The 14,438-nt window shown below is 61.2% G+C and carries 16 protein-coding genes; all 16 read left to right on the forward strand.

Annotation, left to right across the window (positions count from 1 at the left end):
- Window positions 1-370 precede the first annotated feature (370 nt).
- The 16 genes from ACO07N_RS06010 to ACO07N_RS06085 all read left to right on the forward strand — a co-directional run bounded on the left by ACO07N_RS06010 (window position 371) and on the right by ACO07N_RS06085 (window position 14,330).
- Window positions 371-1,087, forward strand: coding sequence for a DUF4129 domain-containing protein (locus ACO07N_RS06010; RefSeq protein WP_421980155.1), 717 nt, complete (start codon window positions 371-373; stop codon window positions 1,085-1,087).
- Window positions 1,084-2,418: a hypothetical protein gene (locus ACO07N_RS06015; RefSeq protein WP_421980156.1), complete on the forward strand. Its 1,335-nt coding sequence runs from the start codon at window positions 1,084-1,086 to the stop codon at window positions 2,416-2,418. Before ACO07N_RS06010 ends, ACO07N_RS06015 begins: the two co-directional genes overlap by 4 nt.
- Window positions 2,408-3,364: an AAA family ATPase gene (locus ACO07N_RS06020; protein WP_421980157.1), complete on the forward strand. Its 957-nt coding sequence runs from the start codon at window positions 2,408-2,410 to the stop codon at window positions 3,362-3,364. Before ACO07N_RS06015 ends, ACO07N_RS06020 begins: the two co-directional genes overlap by 11 nt.
- Before the next feature lie 17 nt (window positions 3,365-3,381).
- Entirely contained in the window at window positions 3,382-4,659 is a 1,278-nt protein-coding gene (locus ACO07N_RS06025) for a DUF58 domain-containing protein (protein WP_421980158.1), read from the forward strand.
- Window positions 4,659-5,657, forward strand: coding sequence for a stage II sporulation protein M (locus tag ACO07N_RS06030; RefSeq protein ID WP_421980159.1), 999 nt, complete (start codon window positions 4,659-4,661; stop codon window positions 5,655-5,657). Before ACO07N_RS06025 ends, ACO07N_RS06030 begins: the two co-directional genes overlap by 1 nt.
- 53 nt (window positions 5,658-5,710) lie before the next feature.
- On the forward strand, window positions 5,711-6,577 hold the full coding sequence (locus tag ACO07N_RS06035; protein ID WP_421980160.1) for an RDD family protein: 867 nt from the start codon (window positions 5,711-5,713) through the stop codon (window positions 6,575-6,577).
- A 64-nt stretch (window positions 6,578-6,641) separates the two neighbouring features.
- Window positions 6,642-7,409: a hypothetical protein gene (locus ACO07N_RS06040; RefSeq protein WP_421980161.1), complete on the forward strand. Its 768-nt coding sequence runs from the start codon at window positions 6,642-6,644 to the stop codon at window positions 7,407-7,409.
- 30 nt (window positions 7,410-7,439) lie between these two features.
- Window positions 7,440-8,249 (forward strand): hypothetical protein, encoded by an 810-nt coding sequence (locus ACO07N_RS06045; RefSeq protein ID WP_421980162.1) that lies wholly within the window; start codon window positions 7,440-7,442, stop codon window positions 8,247-8,249.
- Window positions 8,250-8,410: 161 nt separating this feature from the next.
- A complete protein-coding gene (locus ACO07N_RS06050) occupies window positions 8,411-9,193 on the forward strand; it encodes a hypothetical protein (protein ID WP_421980163.1) in 783 nt (260 codons plus the stop codon).
- 217 nt (window positions 9,194-9,410) lie between these two features.
- Complete coding sequence (locus tag ACO07N_RS06055; protein ID WP_421980164.1) at window positions 9,411-10,253, forward strand: hypothetical protein; 843 nt, start codon at window positions 9,411-9,413, stop codon at window positions 10,251-10,253.
- A gap of 154 nt (window positions 10,254-10,407) precedes the next feature.
- Window positions 10,408-11,085 carry a heme ABC exporter ATP-binding protein CcmA gene (gene ccmA, locus ACO07N_RS06060; RefSeq protein WP_421980165.1) on the forward strand — a complete coding sequence of 226 codons (678 nt, stop codon included), beginning with the start codon at window positions 10,408-10,410 and terminating at the stop codon, window positions 11,083-11,085.
- A complete protein-coding gene (gene ccmB / locus ACO07N_RS06065; protein ID WP_421980166.1) occupies window positions 11,082-11,753 on the forward strand; it encodes a heme exporter protein CcmB in 672 nt (223 codons plus the stop codon). Before ccmA ends, ccmB begins: the two co-directional genes overlap by 4 nt.
- 101 nt (window positions 11,754-11,854) lie before the next feature.
- Window positions 11,855-12,619 carry a heme ABC transporter permease gene (locus ACO07N_RS06070; protein WP_421980167.1) on the forward strand — a complete coding sequence of 255 codons (765 nt, stop codon included), beginning with the start codon at window positions 11,855-11,857 and terminating at the stop codon, window positions 12,617-12,619.
- 4 nt (window positions 12,620-12,623) lie between these two features.
- Entirely contained in the window at window positions 12,624-12,797 is a 174-nt protein-coding gene (gene ccmD, locus ACO07N_RS06075) for a heme exporter protein CcmD (protein WP_421980168.1), read from the forward strand.
- Window positions 12,798-12,802: 5 nt separating this feature from the next.
- Window positions 12,803-13,429 carry a DsbE family thiol:disulfide interchange protein gene (locus tag ACO07N_RS06080; RefSeq protein ID WP_421984384.1) on the forward strand — a complete coding sequence of 209 codons (627 nt, stop codon included), beginning with the start codon at window positions 12,803-12,805 and terminating at the stop codon, window positions 13,427-13,429.
- A gap of 208 nt (window positions 13,430-13,637) precedes the next feature.
- Entirely contained in the window at window positions 13,638-14,330 is a 693-nt protein-coding gene (locus tag ACO07N_RS06085) for a DUF1223 domain-containing protein (protein WP_421980169.1), read from the forward strand.
- The last annotated feature ends 108 nt before the right edge of the window (window positions 14,331-14,438 follow it).

The following is a 14,438-nucleotide window of genomic DNA, read 5'->3' on the forward strand; positions in this document are numbered from 1 at the left end:
CGCGGATGGAGCCGAAAATGCCCGTTTCCGGTGGACCGACGGGCTATGCCGTCAAATGCGCACCGCCTCGCTGCCCCTATACAAAACTTTGGCGCCGATCACCAGAGTTAGCGCACGATTGTCTCGTGAGCAGGGCAACAAGTGATCGCCCGTGAAGGCTGGAGCCCCGTCGAACGGATCAGATTTTATATACAAACGTATACAAAAATTTCCAGAGCTTTGCCCGACGATTTTTTAGCGCCGTTTCCCGCCACCGGCACGGGACGAAGAGCCCTGTGTGGATTGACAATGTCAATACAACCAGAGATCGGGCTTTGCCGCCGGCACCGGATTATTGCCACGTTAACCCGTTCCCGCTATCAAAACGACCATGCGGCGCTTGTTTCTGACCTTCCTGATACTCGGCCTGACGGCCCCCCTGATCGCGGTCAACGCGCAGGAACCGGTTCGTGAACCGCTGGAAATCGGGGAATCGGGCGAGGAATATCTGCGGTCGATCCGCCTGCGGGGGATCGATCCGGACGTCGCCTACTATGATCCCACGGCCCCGGCGCCCAAGCTTGAAACCGAACAGCAGCCCCTGCAGCCGACGGCCCGCTCCGGATCGGAAAACGTCCCGTTGCCCGGTGCGCGCTGGACCTTCATGCTGATTGCCGGCCTCATCCTGGCCGGCATCATCTATCTTGTGCTCCGCTTCGGCGGAAACATCGCGATCACGTTGCAAAGGGACGCAGACAACCCCGAAAGCCGCCGCGCGGCCGGGCCTCAGAACACCCCGGCCTGGGCGGAAAAGCTCGGATCGTTCAATGATATCCTGGGGATCGCGGACAGACGCCAGGCGCTGGTTTTGCTGACGCAGAAGGTCCTGGCCACTCTGGCGACGACCAACGGCGTGCTCATGCAGCGCAGCTGGACAGCGCGCGACACCCTGCGCAACATCCCGCTTGCGGACGCCCAGCAGTCCCTTCTGCGCGCGCTTGTCCTGACCAGTGAGCGCGTGCAGTTCGGCGGCCGGGACGTGTCGGAGGACGAGTTCCGGGACCATGTCTCTTCCTGCCAGCAACTTCTGGGAGCCGGTGCGTCATGAGCGAGACGTCCACAGCACCCCGGTCCGGCGGCCCGCGCATCGAGGTCCTTGTGATTGCGGCCGTCGTCGTCGTTGCCGCACTGGCTGTTTGGTATGTCATGTCGCAGCGCCAGCAGACCCTACGCAGTTCACCTTCGGGCCTGGACGGCCTTCAGGTCTGGCTGACCTCCAACGACATCACCTCCTACAATTTTTCCGGCGGCTGGCCGATCGACCAGACAACCGTCGATCTCCTGATCCTGCCCGTCTATGACACCGCGCTGGACGTCGCGCGCACGCCGCCGGCGTCCAAGGAGGAATATCTGCTTCAGTCGGATGAATATGACTTCGCGACCGAGGCGATCCTCACCAAGGCGCAAACCGTTCCAACGCTTGTCGTGCTCCCGAAGTGGCGCAGCGGCATGCGCCTCACCGGGATCGCGCACCCGGTGCTGCTGATCGAACCCGGCAAGATCACGGACACGCTTGAGGAAATCACCGGCGGGGGTACAGCGGACCTTGTCTACGGACGAACGCCTTTTACCGAATTCAGCTATCGCGCCACGGACGGTGCCACCCTCGGCGCCAGGCTCTATGCCGCTCAGATGTTCCGCAAGGAGGGCTGCGATCCGATCATAGGGACATCCGATGCGATGATACTGGGCAGTTGCCCGCTGCCCGCCGACGCATCGCTTGAGGTCGACGGCGCACGCGATCGCGTGCTTGTCCTGTCCGACCCGGATCTCCTGAACAACCACGGTCTTCGTCTCGGCGACAACGCGCAAATCGCGGCGGACTTCCTGTCGTCACAAACCGGCGAGGGCAACATCGTCATCGATTACAGCCGGACATCCTGGTTGCGCGATCCGTTCCAGGAACCGGTCCGCGAACGCACTTGGTCCGACCTCAGCCGTTTCTTCGGTCCGCCGTTTCTCATTCTGTGGCTTGGCGCGGGTGCCCTGCTCGTGCTGTTCCTGTGGTCCGCCGCACTCCGGTACGGGCCGGTCCTGCGCGAGCGCGCCACGGCCGGCTCGGGCAAGGCGCTCGCCATCGAGGCGCGGGCCCGGCTGATGCGGCTTTCCGGTCAGGACGGGGCGCTCGTGCACGAATATGCAGCCGCCCGGATATCGGCGGTGGCGGCCTCGCTCTTCGGCCCGTCTCACGCCCGCCATTATGCAAGCGAGGATGAATTCCTGAAATTCGCGGACCGCCGGCATCCGGACCAGGCAGCCCGGCTCCGGTCGGTCCTTGCCGAGATCAGACGACTGCCCGCGCGCATTCACGCCGCAGAGGCAATTCACCTCATAGACGAGTTCGAACAGGTTTTGGAGCAAATCACCCATGACGCTTGAGGTCCTACGCCAACGCACGGACGCCCTGAGAGCCGAGATCGGAAAAGCCGTCCTCGGCCAGGACGAAATCATCGACCTTCTGCTGGTCGCTCTGTTTGCGCGGGGTCATGTCCTGCTTGAGGGGCCTCCGGGAACGGCAAAGACGCTTCTGGCACGCAGTTTTTCCGCTGCGCTCGACCTTGATTTCGGCCGCATCCAGTTCACGCCGGATCTCATGCCCGGTGATGTTCTCGGCACCTCGATCTTCGATTTCAGGACGAATGAATTCAATCTGACCAAGGGACCGGTCTTTTCCCAGGTGCTGCTTGCGGATGAAATCAACCGCGCGCCGCCCAAGACCCAGGCCGCCCTGTTGCAGGCCATGAACGAACGCACGGTTTCGATCGACGGCACCGACCATTCCCTCGGCAGCGAATTCATCGTTGTCGCGACGCAGAACCCGATCGAACAGCAGGGCACCTACCCCCTGCCCGAGGCCCAGCTGGACAGGTTCCTGTTCAAGCTCATGATCGATTTCCCGCCCGAGGCGACGGAAATGGCCATCCTGCGCCAGCATGCGGCACAGCCGCTGGAATCGGGACTGGAAACGGCGACGCTGTCGAAGGTGCTGGACGCGGCTGCGCTTGCGGAAACCCGCAAGCTGGTCGACGGCATCATTCTGAAGGACGACATCCTCGCCTATATCCTGCGTCTCGTCAGGGCGACACGCCAGAATTCCGAAATCGCATTCGGCGCCTCGACCCGCGCCGCCGACGCACTGGTCAGCGCAACGCGGGCGACCGCGGCCCTCAACGGGCGCGACTTCGCCATCCCCGACGACGTCAAACGCCTGTTCGTGCCGTCGCTTCGCCACCGGATCGTTCTTGGTCCGGCTGCCGAAATCGAGGGGCGCAGCGCCGATCAGGTTCTTGACAACATTCTCAACCAGATCGAGGCACCGCGCTGATACGCCCGTCGAAAAGATTGCTCGCACTTGCCGGCGTGACGCTTCTGGTTTCCTTGACCATGATCGTCGCGAGCACGGCGCTGCGCGATCTTGCCCTTCTTCCCTGGTTGCTTCTCGGACTGCTGGTCGCCTTCGACATGGCGTCATCGCTGCAGCGTCCGAAAAACCTGACCTTCGAGGCACCCCCGGAAATCTTCGTCGGCGAGACGGTCCGCCTCCGGCTTGCTCTTGACCGGGCACCGCGGAACCTGAGCGCGAAACTGGAGTGGCCGGAAGGCCTGAGCGGCGCGCACGAGATCGCCTTTCTGCCCGGCGCCGACGGCACCGGCCACGCGGACTTGGAGGTCCGTGCGGTGCGGCGGGGCATCTGGCATCTGGAACATCTCTGGCTGTTCTGGGTGTCGAAGCTGAGACTGCTCGAGTTCGTCCCGAGGCTCAATCTGGAAGCCGAACTTCGTGTCGTGCCCAACATCCGGCAGGTGCAATCCGGTGAAATCACGACGACGGTCATGTCGACCCTTTACGGCGTCAAGGAAAACCGTGCACTGGGCGAGGGATCCGAATTCCACCAGTTGCGCGATTTCGTGCCCGGCATGGACATCAAGTCGATCGACTGGAAACGCTCGGCCAAGCGCCGCTCGCTGGTCGCAAAGGAATTGCGTGCGGAACGGAACCACCACGTGATCATCGCCCTCGACAACGGCTATCTCATGCGCGAGGAAATCGCCGGGCTGCCGAAGATCGACCACGCGGTCACGGCGGGTCTCGCGACGGCCTGGGCCGCCGCAGTCGGCGGCGATCTCGTCGGATACTATTCCTATGACGTCCGCCCGCGAACCTTCGCCGCCCCGGCGCCCGGTCGCAATGCCTTTGCCCGGTTGCGCAACTGGACCGCGGAACTCTCCTATGTCAGCCGGGAGACCAATCACACGCTCGCGCTCACGGAACTGAACGCGCGCACGCCCAAGCGCAGCCTGATCATCGTCTTCACCGACTTCATCGACACGACCTCGGCGGAACTCCTGATCGAGAATATCGGCATCCTTGCAAAGCGCCATCTCCTGATCTTCGTCGCCATCCGCGATCCCGACATGGAAACCCTGGTTGAAACCGCACCGGACAGCCTCGACGGCGCGGCGACCCTCGTTGCGGCCAACCAGTCCATGAACGAACGCAGGCTCGTGCTGGAAAGACTTGCCCGCATGGGAGTGACGATCGTCGACGCCAAGCCGAACGCGGTCACGGCCCGCCTGATTTCGACCTACCTGGAAATCAAGGCGCGGGAGATGATTTGATGCAGGATCAGGATCTCATGCGCTCGGCGCGCTTTCGCAAGGAACGGGAGGCTGACTGGCAGCGGCTTGAGCAGCTTGTCCTGTCCGCGGAAAGCCGCGGCGTGCAGCACATGGATTTCGCAGAGGCCCGGGACCTGGCGTCCCTCTACCGGCAGGCAACGACATCGCTCGCAATCGCGCGCGAAATCTCGCTCGACAGGGCATTGCTCGGCTACCTGGAAGCTTTGACCGCCCGCGCCTACCTGTGTGTCTATGCGCCTCAGGAACGCCTTGGCGGCCTTTTTCGGAAGTTCTTCGCCTGCAGCGCCCCCCAGGCCATGCGCCGCTCCTGGCCTTTCATCCTGCTCGGGTTCCTGTGCATGGGGCTGGGTGCCCTTTCCGGATACCTTCTCTATTTCGAAAGCCCCGACTGGTACTACGTCTTCATGCCGGCGGAATTGGCCGGTGGACGCGGACCCGACGCCACCTACGAAGCCCTTCGGTCCGTCATTTATGACGAGAACCCCGACGCCTCCGGGCTGGGTGCGTTTGCCACCTATCTGTTCTCGCACAATACCCGCATCGCGATCTTCGTCTTCGGACTTGGCGTGTTCGCCTGCGCACCCGCGATCGTTCTCACATTCTACAACGGCCTGATGCTCGGGGCCTTTTATGCGCTGCATGTCGACCGGGGCCTCGGCCCGGACATCGCCGGCTGGCTGTCGATCCACGGGGTCACGGAGCTCTCGGCAATCTGCATCGCCTGTGCCGGCGGGCTGAAGCTCGGAACAGCATTGATGTTTCCCGGTGACGTCTCGCGCATCACGTCGCTGCGGCTGGCGGGCCGCGATGCCCTGAAACTGGCGCTTGTCGCCGCGCTGATGCTTCTGGTCGCAGCGTTCCTGGAAGGTTTCGGCAGGCAGCTCGTCCAGGACATCTACATGCGTTTCATCATCGGCTGGGGCATCGGCGCGCTCTGGCTGAGCTGGTTTGTGTTCGCGGGGCGTGACCACAAATGATCCCAAGGCTGCGAAAAAAACGGAAAACGGAACGCCCTTCACCCGATCAGCTCATGCCGCCGGAGGGCGTGCCGCTGACGATGCAGATTGCCGGCGTCGGTGTCCGGCTCGGTGCGCAGATCGTCGATATCGCCATCACGACCGCCGCTCTGATCTGCATCATGATCCTGTTTGCAACGCTGAACATCACCGGACCGCAGACCCTCGTGGCAATCGGCGCGCTCCTGTTTTTCCTCATTCGCGTTCCCTATTACATCCTCGCCGAACTGGCCTGGAACGGTCAGACGCTCGGCAAGCGCATCATGAAGATCAAGGTCGTCTCCCATGACGGCGGTCCCCTGACGACCCACGCACTGGTCCTTCGCAACATGATGAAGGAAGCAGAGGTGTTTCTGCCCGGGACGCTTGTTCTGATGCTGGACGCGTCCTCTCCACTGGCATCGCTCCTTGCCTTCGGGTGGATCGCGGTGTGCCTGTTCATACCGATCTTCGACCGCTATCGCCGGCGGCTGGGCGACATGATGGCCGGCACGCATGTCATCCACCTGCCGGTCCCCGTGCTCCTGAAGGACCTGGCAAGGGAACCCCGCGCGCTGACCCAGGACCGCAAGGGGTTCGTGTTCCTGTCCCACCAGCTCGACCATTACGGCGCGTTCGAACTACAGACGCTGGAAGGGCTCCTGCGCGCGCAAGAGACGCGCCCGGCCGGCAATATCCTGGCGGAGCGGGACAAGACGATCGCGGCAATCGTCGAGAAGATCCGCAAGAAGATCGGCTATGCCAGCCCCGTTCCGCCCGGAGACCGGATGAAGTTTCTGCAGGCCTTCTACAAGGCGCAGCGCGAGCATCTGGAACAGCGCCAGCTTTTCGGAGACCGGCGCGAAAACAAGCACTATGCGAAGAACGGTGAGGATGCGTGAGTGACCTGCTGAAACCTTCCGGAAATCCGGAGCCGTCTTCAATCTCGCCACGGCTGGAGCAAACATGACGGACGAACAGTTTCCGGAACCTCACATGCCGCTTGGCGTCGGCACCCTTGTTGCAGAGAGCTTCTCTACTCTGGGCAGGCATTTATTCCCGATTCTGATGATCGGCTTCGTGCCCAGCCTTCTGGGTGTCGTTCTTTCAGGTTCGCTCGTTGGTTTCGATACGGTCCTGAGCCTGGATGAAACAGAGACAGCATCCGGAGGCGCCAGTGCCTTGACCGGGCTGGTGGACCTGGTCGTCTATTCAGTCACAACCGCCTTTCTGGTCCAGTTGGCCTATGACGCAAAACTGGAACGGCCAATCAGGCTCGGTAAATACATAGCTCCCGCCATGGCGTCGATCTTTCCGATCGCGATACTCGGCATCGTCGTCGGCCTGCTCGTGGGGGTCGCCGCGCTCGCCCTCATCATCCCTGGTCTCTGGGTCTACGCCGTGTTTTCCGTGATGGAGCCGGCCGTCGTCATCGAGCGGCTTGGCTTCAAGGGACTGGGCCGCAGCGCGAAACTGACCAAAGGCTACCGCTGGCCGATTCTCGGAGCGCTGGCCATCACCTGGGCCTGCGCCATGGCGATCATCGTCCTGGCGCTGTTTGTGACCGATCTCGCAATGAGCAGCGGCATCCTGGCCGTGTCGATTGTCCTTTACGCCGCCCTCACCGCGATCGGTACGGGCCTTGTCAGTGTCCTGACTGCTCTGATTTACGCCCGGCTCCGCGAAATCAAGGAGGGCGTGAGTGTCGACCAGATCGTGTCGGTCTTCGACTGAGGCCTGCGAAATTGCCGGTGACGTTGTTGCATGGACGAATTGGAAAGCGAGGAAGATGTGATGGTGGATGTTTCGACGGCTCAGCCCCGGCAACCGCTTGGGATCACGACATTGCTTGGAGACAGTTTCGCAATCTTCTTCGGCAACTTTTTCAAGGTCTACCTGCTGGCCTTCGGTCCGACACTGGTCGGTCTGATCCTGTCGGGTGCCCTTATCGGATTTGGCACACTGGCGGGCACCTCCGTTCCCGACTTCGACGGAACCGGCATCGCGATCGCCATATTTCTGGTGATCATTATCCAGTTCGTGGTCTATGCCGTAACAACGGCCTTGCTCGTTCAGCTTGCCTATGACGCGAAAATGAACAGGCAACCGCGCATGGTCAGATATCTCGGTCCGGCATTCTCGACCCTGCTGCCCCTGATCATCCTCAGCATCATTTCGGGTATCCTGATGATGATCGGCTTGGCGCTGCTTGTCGTGCCCGGGCTGTGGATCCTGGCCCTGTTTTCCGTGCTGGCACCCGCGATCGTTATCGAAAAAGCCGGCTTTGGCGGCCTTGGCCGCAGTGCAGGGCTTACGAAGGAGTACCGCTGGCCGATCGTCGGACTGATCGTGCTGTTCCTGCTCATCCTGATCGGCATCAACATGGTGATCGGCGTCGCATCGGCCCTCGTGTCCATGCTGTTCGGAAACCTTGTCCTGGACCTGATCCTGGAAGCCCTGGTATCCACATTCGGCGCGGGCCTCTTCAGTATCCTGATCGCGCTGATCTACGCCAGGCTCCGCGAGATCAAGGAAGGTGTGAGTGTTGACCAGATCGCCTCCGTGTTTGACTGACCCTTCGGATCGGTCCGGGTCCGCCGCACCGCTTGTGGACAGGTTCCGTTGCTTTTATTGTCAGGATCCCCGGGACGAGGCGCCCGCGTTTCAGGTGCAGGCACAACGCCCCGGGGATTTTTGCATTAAGTGATTCTTTTTGACGAAAACGGAGTAATTGCATGACGGACACAGGTTACAGCCAACCCATGGCGCCGCTCGGTGTCGGCTCGATTGTCGGCGAGAGTTTCTCGATTCTGTTCGGCCACTTCATCAAGATCATCATCATCGGTTTCGTACCCACGCTGATCGGCTTCCTGATCTCGGGAGCGCTGACCGGTTTCAACGTCGCCCTTGGTCTGGAAGTTCAGGAGTTCTCGGGTCCGGGCAGCGTCGTTGCGAGCATTCTGTCGCTGCTGATCAACATGGTGGTCTATTCCATCACGACGGCACTTCTCGTTCAGCTTGCCTATGACGCAAAACTGTCCCGCCCCATCCAGCTCGGCCGGTACATCGGACCCGCCATCAGCGTCATCGTCCCTCTTGCGGTCATCACGATCGTCGTGTCGATCCTGGTATCCATCGGCCTGGTCCTGCTCATCGTGCCCGGACTGTGGGTCTATGCGGTATTTGCCGTGATCGCTCCCGTCATCGTCATCGAACGTGCCGGTTTCGGCGCGATGGGACGCAGCCGTTTTCTCACCAAGGAGTATCGCTGGCCGATCATCGGCGCACTGATCCTCGGGATCATCCTGTCCGTGATCATCAGCTTCCTTGCCGTCTTTGTGGTCGGCCTGATCGCCAGTATCGGTTCGATCGGACTTGTCATCGGTGTCGTGCTGTTTGCCGGAATGTCCACGCTTGGCGCCGGTTACATCAGTATCCTCATCGCGCTGATCTACGCCCGGCTTCGGGAGATCAAGGAAGGCGTCAACGTCGACCAGATCGCGTCGGTCTTCGATTGATTTGATCGCCCTCATCGTCCTCAACGGGCGCTGAGGGCAGTCTACCTCATGTTCCAGCAGCAAACCGTCGCGCGCGCATTTCCGCTTGAGCTCAAACCCGAGCCAACCTACGGTCGGCCAAGAACAATCAGGAAATTTCAGTTTTAGATAATTGCGAAATCAGACTGAACAGGCCCCATTGGTCCCTCATGATTCAGAAGATCAGGCAAAGCCGTATGTGGCGGCACCGGAACCCAAAGCGCCATTGGGTGTCGGCACCATAATCGCGGAGAGTTTTTCCATCCTGATCAAAAACATTTTCAGGGTGATCCTGGTCTCTTCGGTGCCAATGGCACTTTTTGTCGTGCCAATCGGCCTGATGCTCTCCAGTACGGGGGCGATCAATCTCGAAAACCCGGCCGCCAACTGGCCGATGGTGGCTGCTTATACGGTCACGTCCCTGCTGACGTTCTGCGCCGCAATCTCCCTTATTTCGGCGGCGGTGACGAAGCTGACCTATGATGCAAAACATCAAAAGACGAGAAGTCTGCGGGAGATTTTCGGGCCTTCGCTGGCCGCCGCACCGGCTATCGTCCTGCTTGGCCTTGCCATCGGTGTTGCTCTGCTTGCGCTCCAGGCCTCCGTGTTCGTCCTGGGGTTTGCGACAACGCTGCTCTCATTCGTGGCGCTGCCGGTGTTCTTCGTGATCTACCTCTGGGCAATTGCCGCATTCTCCCTCATGCCTTCGGCAGCCGTCATCGAGAAGAGGGGCTTGCGCAGTCTTGGGCGAAGCATGGAACTCACGAAAGGATACCGGCTGCCTGTGCTGGGAACGATGTTTCTGGCCGGTTTGTGCAGCGTCGCAGTTCAGCTTGTGTTCTCGATAGCCACGGTTTTGCTGACAGCATTGGCTTCACTGGTTTCGGACACCTTGAGCGGAATTCTGTCTTTCGCATCCTCCCTGGTCACCTTCGGTCTCGTAATCGGCTTCATTTGTATCGTTGCCTGCCTAGTCTACCTGCGGCTGAGGGAAGTGAAGGAAGGCGTTGGCATCGAAGAGATTGAGCAGATTTTCGATTGACTCTGGATGCCCGCCGATCGGTCCAGTGCACCCGGCCCAGACAGGCACACAGGTTTCTTCCATGGAAGCAGTGCGCGTTTGACAGAGATTAAGGCCGCCGAAATGTCTTGCGTGATAACAGTGCGCGGAACTAACAAGACAAACGTGCCCTTTCATGCGGAGCAGACTTCTGAAGCTTGTTGCCGAAAACCTGACGATCGACCGCGGTGGACGCCGGGTGTTTCAGGATCTGTCCTTTACCGTTGAAAAAGGGGAAGCTCTCGTCGTGACCGGTGCCAACGGCATCGGCAAATCGTCCCTGCTCAGAACGCTGGCCGGGCTGGTTCCGCTTGCCTCCGGCGCATTGCGGCTGGACGGCGGGCTGCCTGATCTGCTGCCGCAGGAACAGGCGCATTATTTCGGCCATCAGGATGCCGTCAAACCGGCGCTCTCCGTTCTGGAAAATCTCCACTTCTGGCAGAGTTTCACCGCGCCCTGTGAACCGGGCGGCTTCAGTGGCGGAAAATGCACGCCGCGAGAGGCATTGGAAACCCTCGGGATCGGCCACACGGCGCAGCTCCCTGCAGCCTATCTTTCCGCCGGGCAGAAGCGGCGCCTGTCCCTGTCGCGTCTTCTGATCACGCCGCGGCCGGTCTGGCTCATGGACGAGCCGACATCCGCGCTCGACAAGGCGTCCGAACAGCAGCTTCTCGGCCTGATGAATGCCCATCTGGAAAACGGCGGCCTCATCGTCACGGCGACGCATACCGACCTCGCGCTCGACCAGACCCGCACGCTGCACCTGAAGGCAAGCGACCCGGCCGCGTTGCCGATGGAGGATGCTTTGTCATGAGCGGTTGGGCGATGGCCTTGTTCAGGCGCGATCTGCGTCTCTCGGTCCGCGTCGGCGGCAGCGCGCTCGTGGGCGTCCTGTTCTTTCTGGCCGTGGTCACCGTCATTCCGTTCGGTGTCGGTCCGGACCTCAATCTTCTGGCCCGCATCGGTCCGGCCATCCTCTGGATCGGCGCTCTGCTGGCAACCCTTCTCGGGCTCGACCGGCTGTTTCAGGCCGATCGGGAGGACGGCACCCTCGATCTGATGATGATGTCCGGCCGCCCGCTTGAACTCGTGGTGCTGGTGAAATGCCTGGCCCACTGGATCGCGACCGGTCTGCCGCTGGTCGTTGCGGCCCCGCTTCTCGGCGTGTTTTTGAACCTCGACCCGGTGTCGATGGGGGCCGTCACCCTGACGCTGCTCGTCGGAACACCCGCGCTCACCCTGATCGGTGCGATCGGCGCATCGCTGACCGTCTCGCTGCGAAAGGGAGGCCTGCTGCTTGCCGTTCTTGTCATCCCCATCGCCATCCCCGTTCTGATCTTCGGCGTCAGTGCGGCCGATGCCGCCATTCATGACCCGGTCCCGTTCCTGACGCCGTTCCTGATCCTGTGTGCGCTCACCCTGATCGCCGCGGTTGTCGGTCCCGTCGCTTCGGCGGCCGCCCTGCGTTTCTCTTCCGACTGAGCCACAAGACGCGAACATCGCCCATTCTTGATCGAGCGCAATGCGGTCTGCGACATGGCAGTGCATTGAAGGAACCGGGAGAGTGCAGTAAGTAAGACACCATGGCATTTTGGGATTATGCAAATCCGACGCGGTTCTTGAGGCTGGTGCAGGTCATTCTGCCCTGGCTTGTCGGCCTGTGTGTAATCACCTTCGCAATCGGGCTCTACATGAGCTTCCAGGCACCCGAGGACTACCAGCAGGGTCAGACCATCCGGATCATGTACATCCATGTCCCGGCCGCCTGGCTGTGCATGATGTGCTACACGGTCATGTCGCTTTCCTCGATCGGGACGCTGGTCTGGAAACACCCGCTCGCGGATGTTTCCGCAAAAAGTGCTGCCCCGATCGGCGCCGCCTTCACCTTCATGGCGTTGCTGACCGGATCCTTGTGGGGCAAACCCATGTGGGGAACCTACTGGGTCTGGGATGCGCGCCTGACATCCGTCCTGGTGCTTCTGATCATGTATCTGGGTCTCATGACCCTTTGGCGGACGATGGACGACCCGATCAAGGCCGGCAAGGCCGCGGCCGTACTGACGCTTGTCGGCGCGCTCAACCTGCCGATCATCAAGTTTTCCGTGGACTGGTGGAACACCCTTCATCAGCCCGCCAGCGTCATGCGCTTCGACGGGCCGACCATCCACCCGGACCAGCTCTGGCCACTCCTGATCATGGCGGTGGCCTTTACTCTGCTGTTCTTCGTCCTGCACCTGATGGCGATGCGCAACGAAATCCTGCGCCGCCGCGTTCGCGCGCTGCGCATGAGAGCGGCGAGCGCTTCACATCCTGGAACCGCTGCGGCGACAGCGCAGCCTGCGGAGTAAGCCCATGGATCTCGGACCGCATTCCGGTTTCATCATCGCGTCCTACGCGCTTTGCTTTCTGACGGTTGTGGCCCTTGTCGCCTGGGTCAGGATCGACAAGGTCGTCCAGGACCGGGCGCTGAAGCAGCTCGCCGATCAGGGAATTTCACGCAACCGACCGGACACCAGCAAACAATGACCGAAATGGAAGCACCGGAAACCGGGCTCGATCCGGACAAGACCTCTGAAGGCACAGCCGGAAAACGCGGCTTCCCCGTTCTGGTCCTGCTGCCTCTCGTCGTGTTCATGGCGCTGGCCGGATTGTTCATGTTCCAGCTTCTGATGGGCAACGATCCCCAGAAGATCCCGTCCGCGCTGATCGACAAACCCGCCCCCGAGTTTTCCCTGGCCGCCGTGGAAGGCATTTCAAGCGAAGGCGCTCCGGTTCTGGGATTTTCCCGCGACGACCTGCTCGGCAAGGTATCTGTCGTCAACGTGTTTGCGTCCTGGTGCGTTCCCTGCCGCCAGGAACACCCGCTCCTGGAAGATCTGGCAAAGGTCGACGGCATTCAGCTGCTCGGCATCAACTACAAGGACAAGCCCGAGAATGCCCGGCGCTTCCTCGGAAGTCTCGGCAATCCCTACAGCCGCATCGGCGCGGATCCGGCCGGAAGAACCGCCATCGAATGGGGCGTCTACGGGGTGCCGGAAACCTTCGTCATCGATAGGCAAGGCACGATCCGGTACAAGTTCATCGGACCGCTGAGCCCCGCGTCCTACCAGGAAGTCTTCCTGCCGGAACTCAGTAAGATCATGGCCGAGAACCGGTAACGGCCAGGTCGGCCGATTTCACATTTCTGCGAATTTCCCCCGATCTCTCCGATGTCACCGGCTCGTGACTCGCGATTGAAAGCCAAGTTGCATATTTTACCAGCAACCGAAAAAGGAAACGAGCCAAATGGTGGGTCTTGAATTTCGGAAAGCGCAACGGGCTTTCCGGTCGTGTGCTGTTGTTCTGGCGGGAATAGCCGGACTGGTCTTGTCGATTGACGTCGCCGACGCCCAGCCGAAAAAGGTGGTGGAACTGTTCACGAGCCAGGGCTGCTCGTCGTGTCCGCCGGCGGACAAGCTGGCCGAACGCCTGGTTGAGGAAGACAACGATGTCCTGACTGTTCTGATGCCGGTCGATTACTGGGACTATCTCGGGTGGAAGGACACCCTTGCCAGCCCGGTCCACTCCCAGCGGCAGCGCGCCTACGCCACCCGGCGCGGCGACCGCTCGGTCTATACCCCGCAGATGGTCATCAACGGCGAGGAACATGTTGTCGGCAGCCGCGAACGCGACGTGCGCGCGGCCCTGGAACGCGCCGACCCGTTCACCGCAGAGGTGGATCTGACAATATCCGACATGGTCGTTCAGGCCGATCTGGACGGGCAACTGCCTGCCGGTGCCAAGATGGCAACGGTCTATTTCCTCAGGATCGAGGACGAGGCGACGATCGACATCGGCCGGGGTGAGAATGCCGGCAGGACAATCCGCTACGTGAACATCGTGCGCAACCTCCAGCCAATCGGTGTCTGGGAAGGCGGTGCGGAAACCTTCCGCATGCCGAAATCCAAACTGATGCTGAAAGGCGATGCGCGCTGCGCGATCATCGTGCAGATCGAGGACCGCGACGGACCGGGCAAGATCATCGGCGCCGCGGTCATGAACCTGCGCGACGGAGCCTGAGGCGCCGTCCGCACCGATCCGTCCGGACACCCGGTCCGGAAAGTACAGGATTAACGCGGCGAATATCTTGTTTCCTGCGTAAAAGCTGCTACCCCTTTGCCGCGACGC

Source organism: Roseibium sp., from assembly GCF_965229775.1.
GTDB lineage: Bacteria > Pseudomonadota > Alphaproteobacteria > Rhizobiales > Stappiaceae > Roseibium.

Coding starts and splice junctions, on each gene's coding strand:
- ACO07N_RS06010 (WP_421980155.1), top strand. CDS start 371: ATGCGGCGCTTGTTTCTGACCTTCCTGATACTCGGCCTGACGGCCCCC.
- ACO07N_RS06015 (WP_421980156.1), top strand. CDS start 1,084: ATGAGCGAGACGTCCACAGCACCCCGGTCCGGCGGCCCGCGCATCGAG.
- ACO07N_RS06020 (WP_421980157.1), top strand. CDS start 2,408: ATGACGCTTGAGGTCCTACGCCAACGCACGGACGCCCTGAGAGCCGAG.
- ACO07N_RS06030 (WP_421980159.1), top strand. CDS start 4,659: ATGCAGGATCAGGATCTCATGCGCTCGGCGCGCTTTCGCAAGGAACGG.
- ACO07N_RS06035 (WP_421980160.1), top strand. CDS start 5,711: ATGCCGCCGGAGGGCGTGCCGCTGACGATGCAGATTGCCGGCGTCGGT.
- ACO07N_RS06040 (WP_421980161.1), top strand. CDS start 6,642: ATGACGGACGAACAGTTTCCGGAACCTCACATGCCGCTTGGCGTCGGC.
- ACO07N_RS06045 (WP_421980162.1), top strand. CDS start 7,440: ATGGACGAATTGGAAAGCGAGGAAGATGTGATGGTGGATGTTTCGACG.
- ACO07N_RS06050 (WP_421980163.1), top strand. CDS start 8,411: ATGACGGACACAGGTTACAGCCAACCCATGGCGCCGCTCGGTGTCGGC.
- ccmA (WP_421980165.1), top strand. CDS start 10,408: ATGCGGAGCAGACTTCTGAAGCTTGTTGCCGAAAACCTGACGATCGAC.
- ccmB (WP_421980166.1), top strand. CDS start 11,082: ATGAGCGGTTGGGCGATGGCCTTGTTCAGGCGCGATCTGCGTCTCTCG.
- ACO07N_RS06070 (WP_421980167.1), top strand. CDS start 11,855: ATGGCATTTTGGGATTATGCAAATCCGACGCGGTTCTTGAGGCTGGTG.
- ccmD (WP_421980168.1), top strand. CDS start 12,624: ATGGATCTCGGACCGCATTCCGGTTTCATCATCGCGTCCTACGCGCTT.
- ACO07N_RS06080 (WP_421984384.1), top strand. CDS start 12,803: ATGGAAGCACCGGAAACCGGGCTCGATCCGGACAAGACCTCTGAAGGC.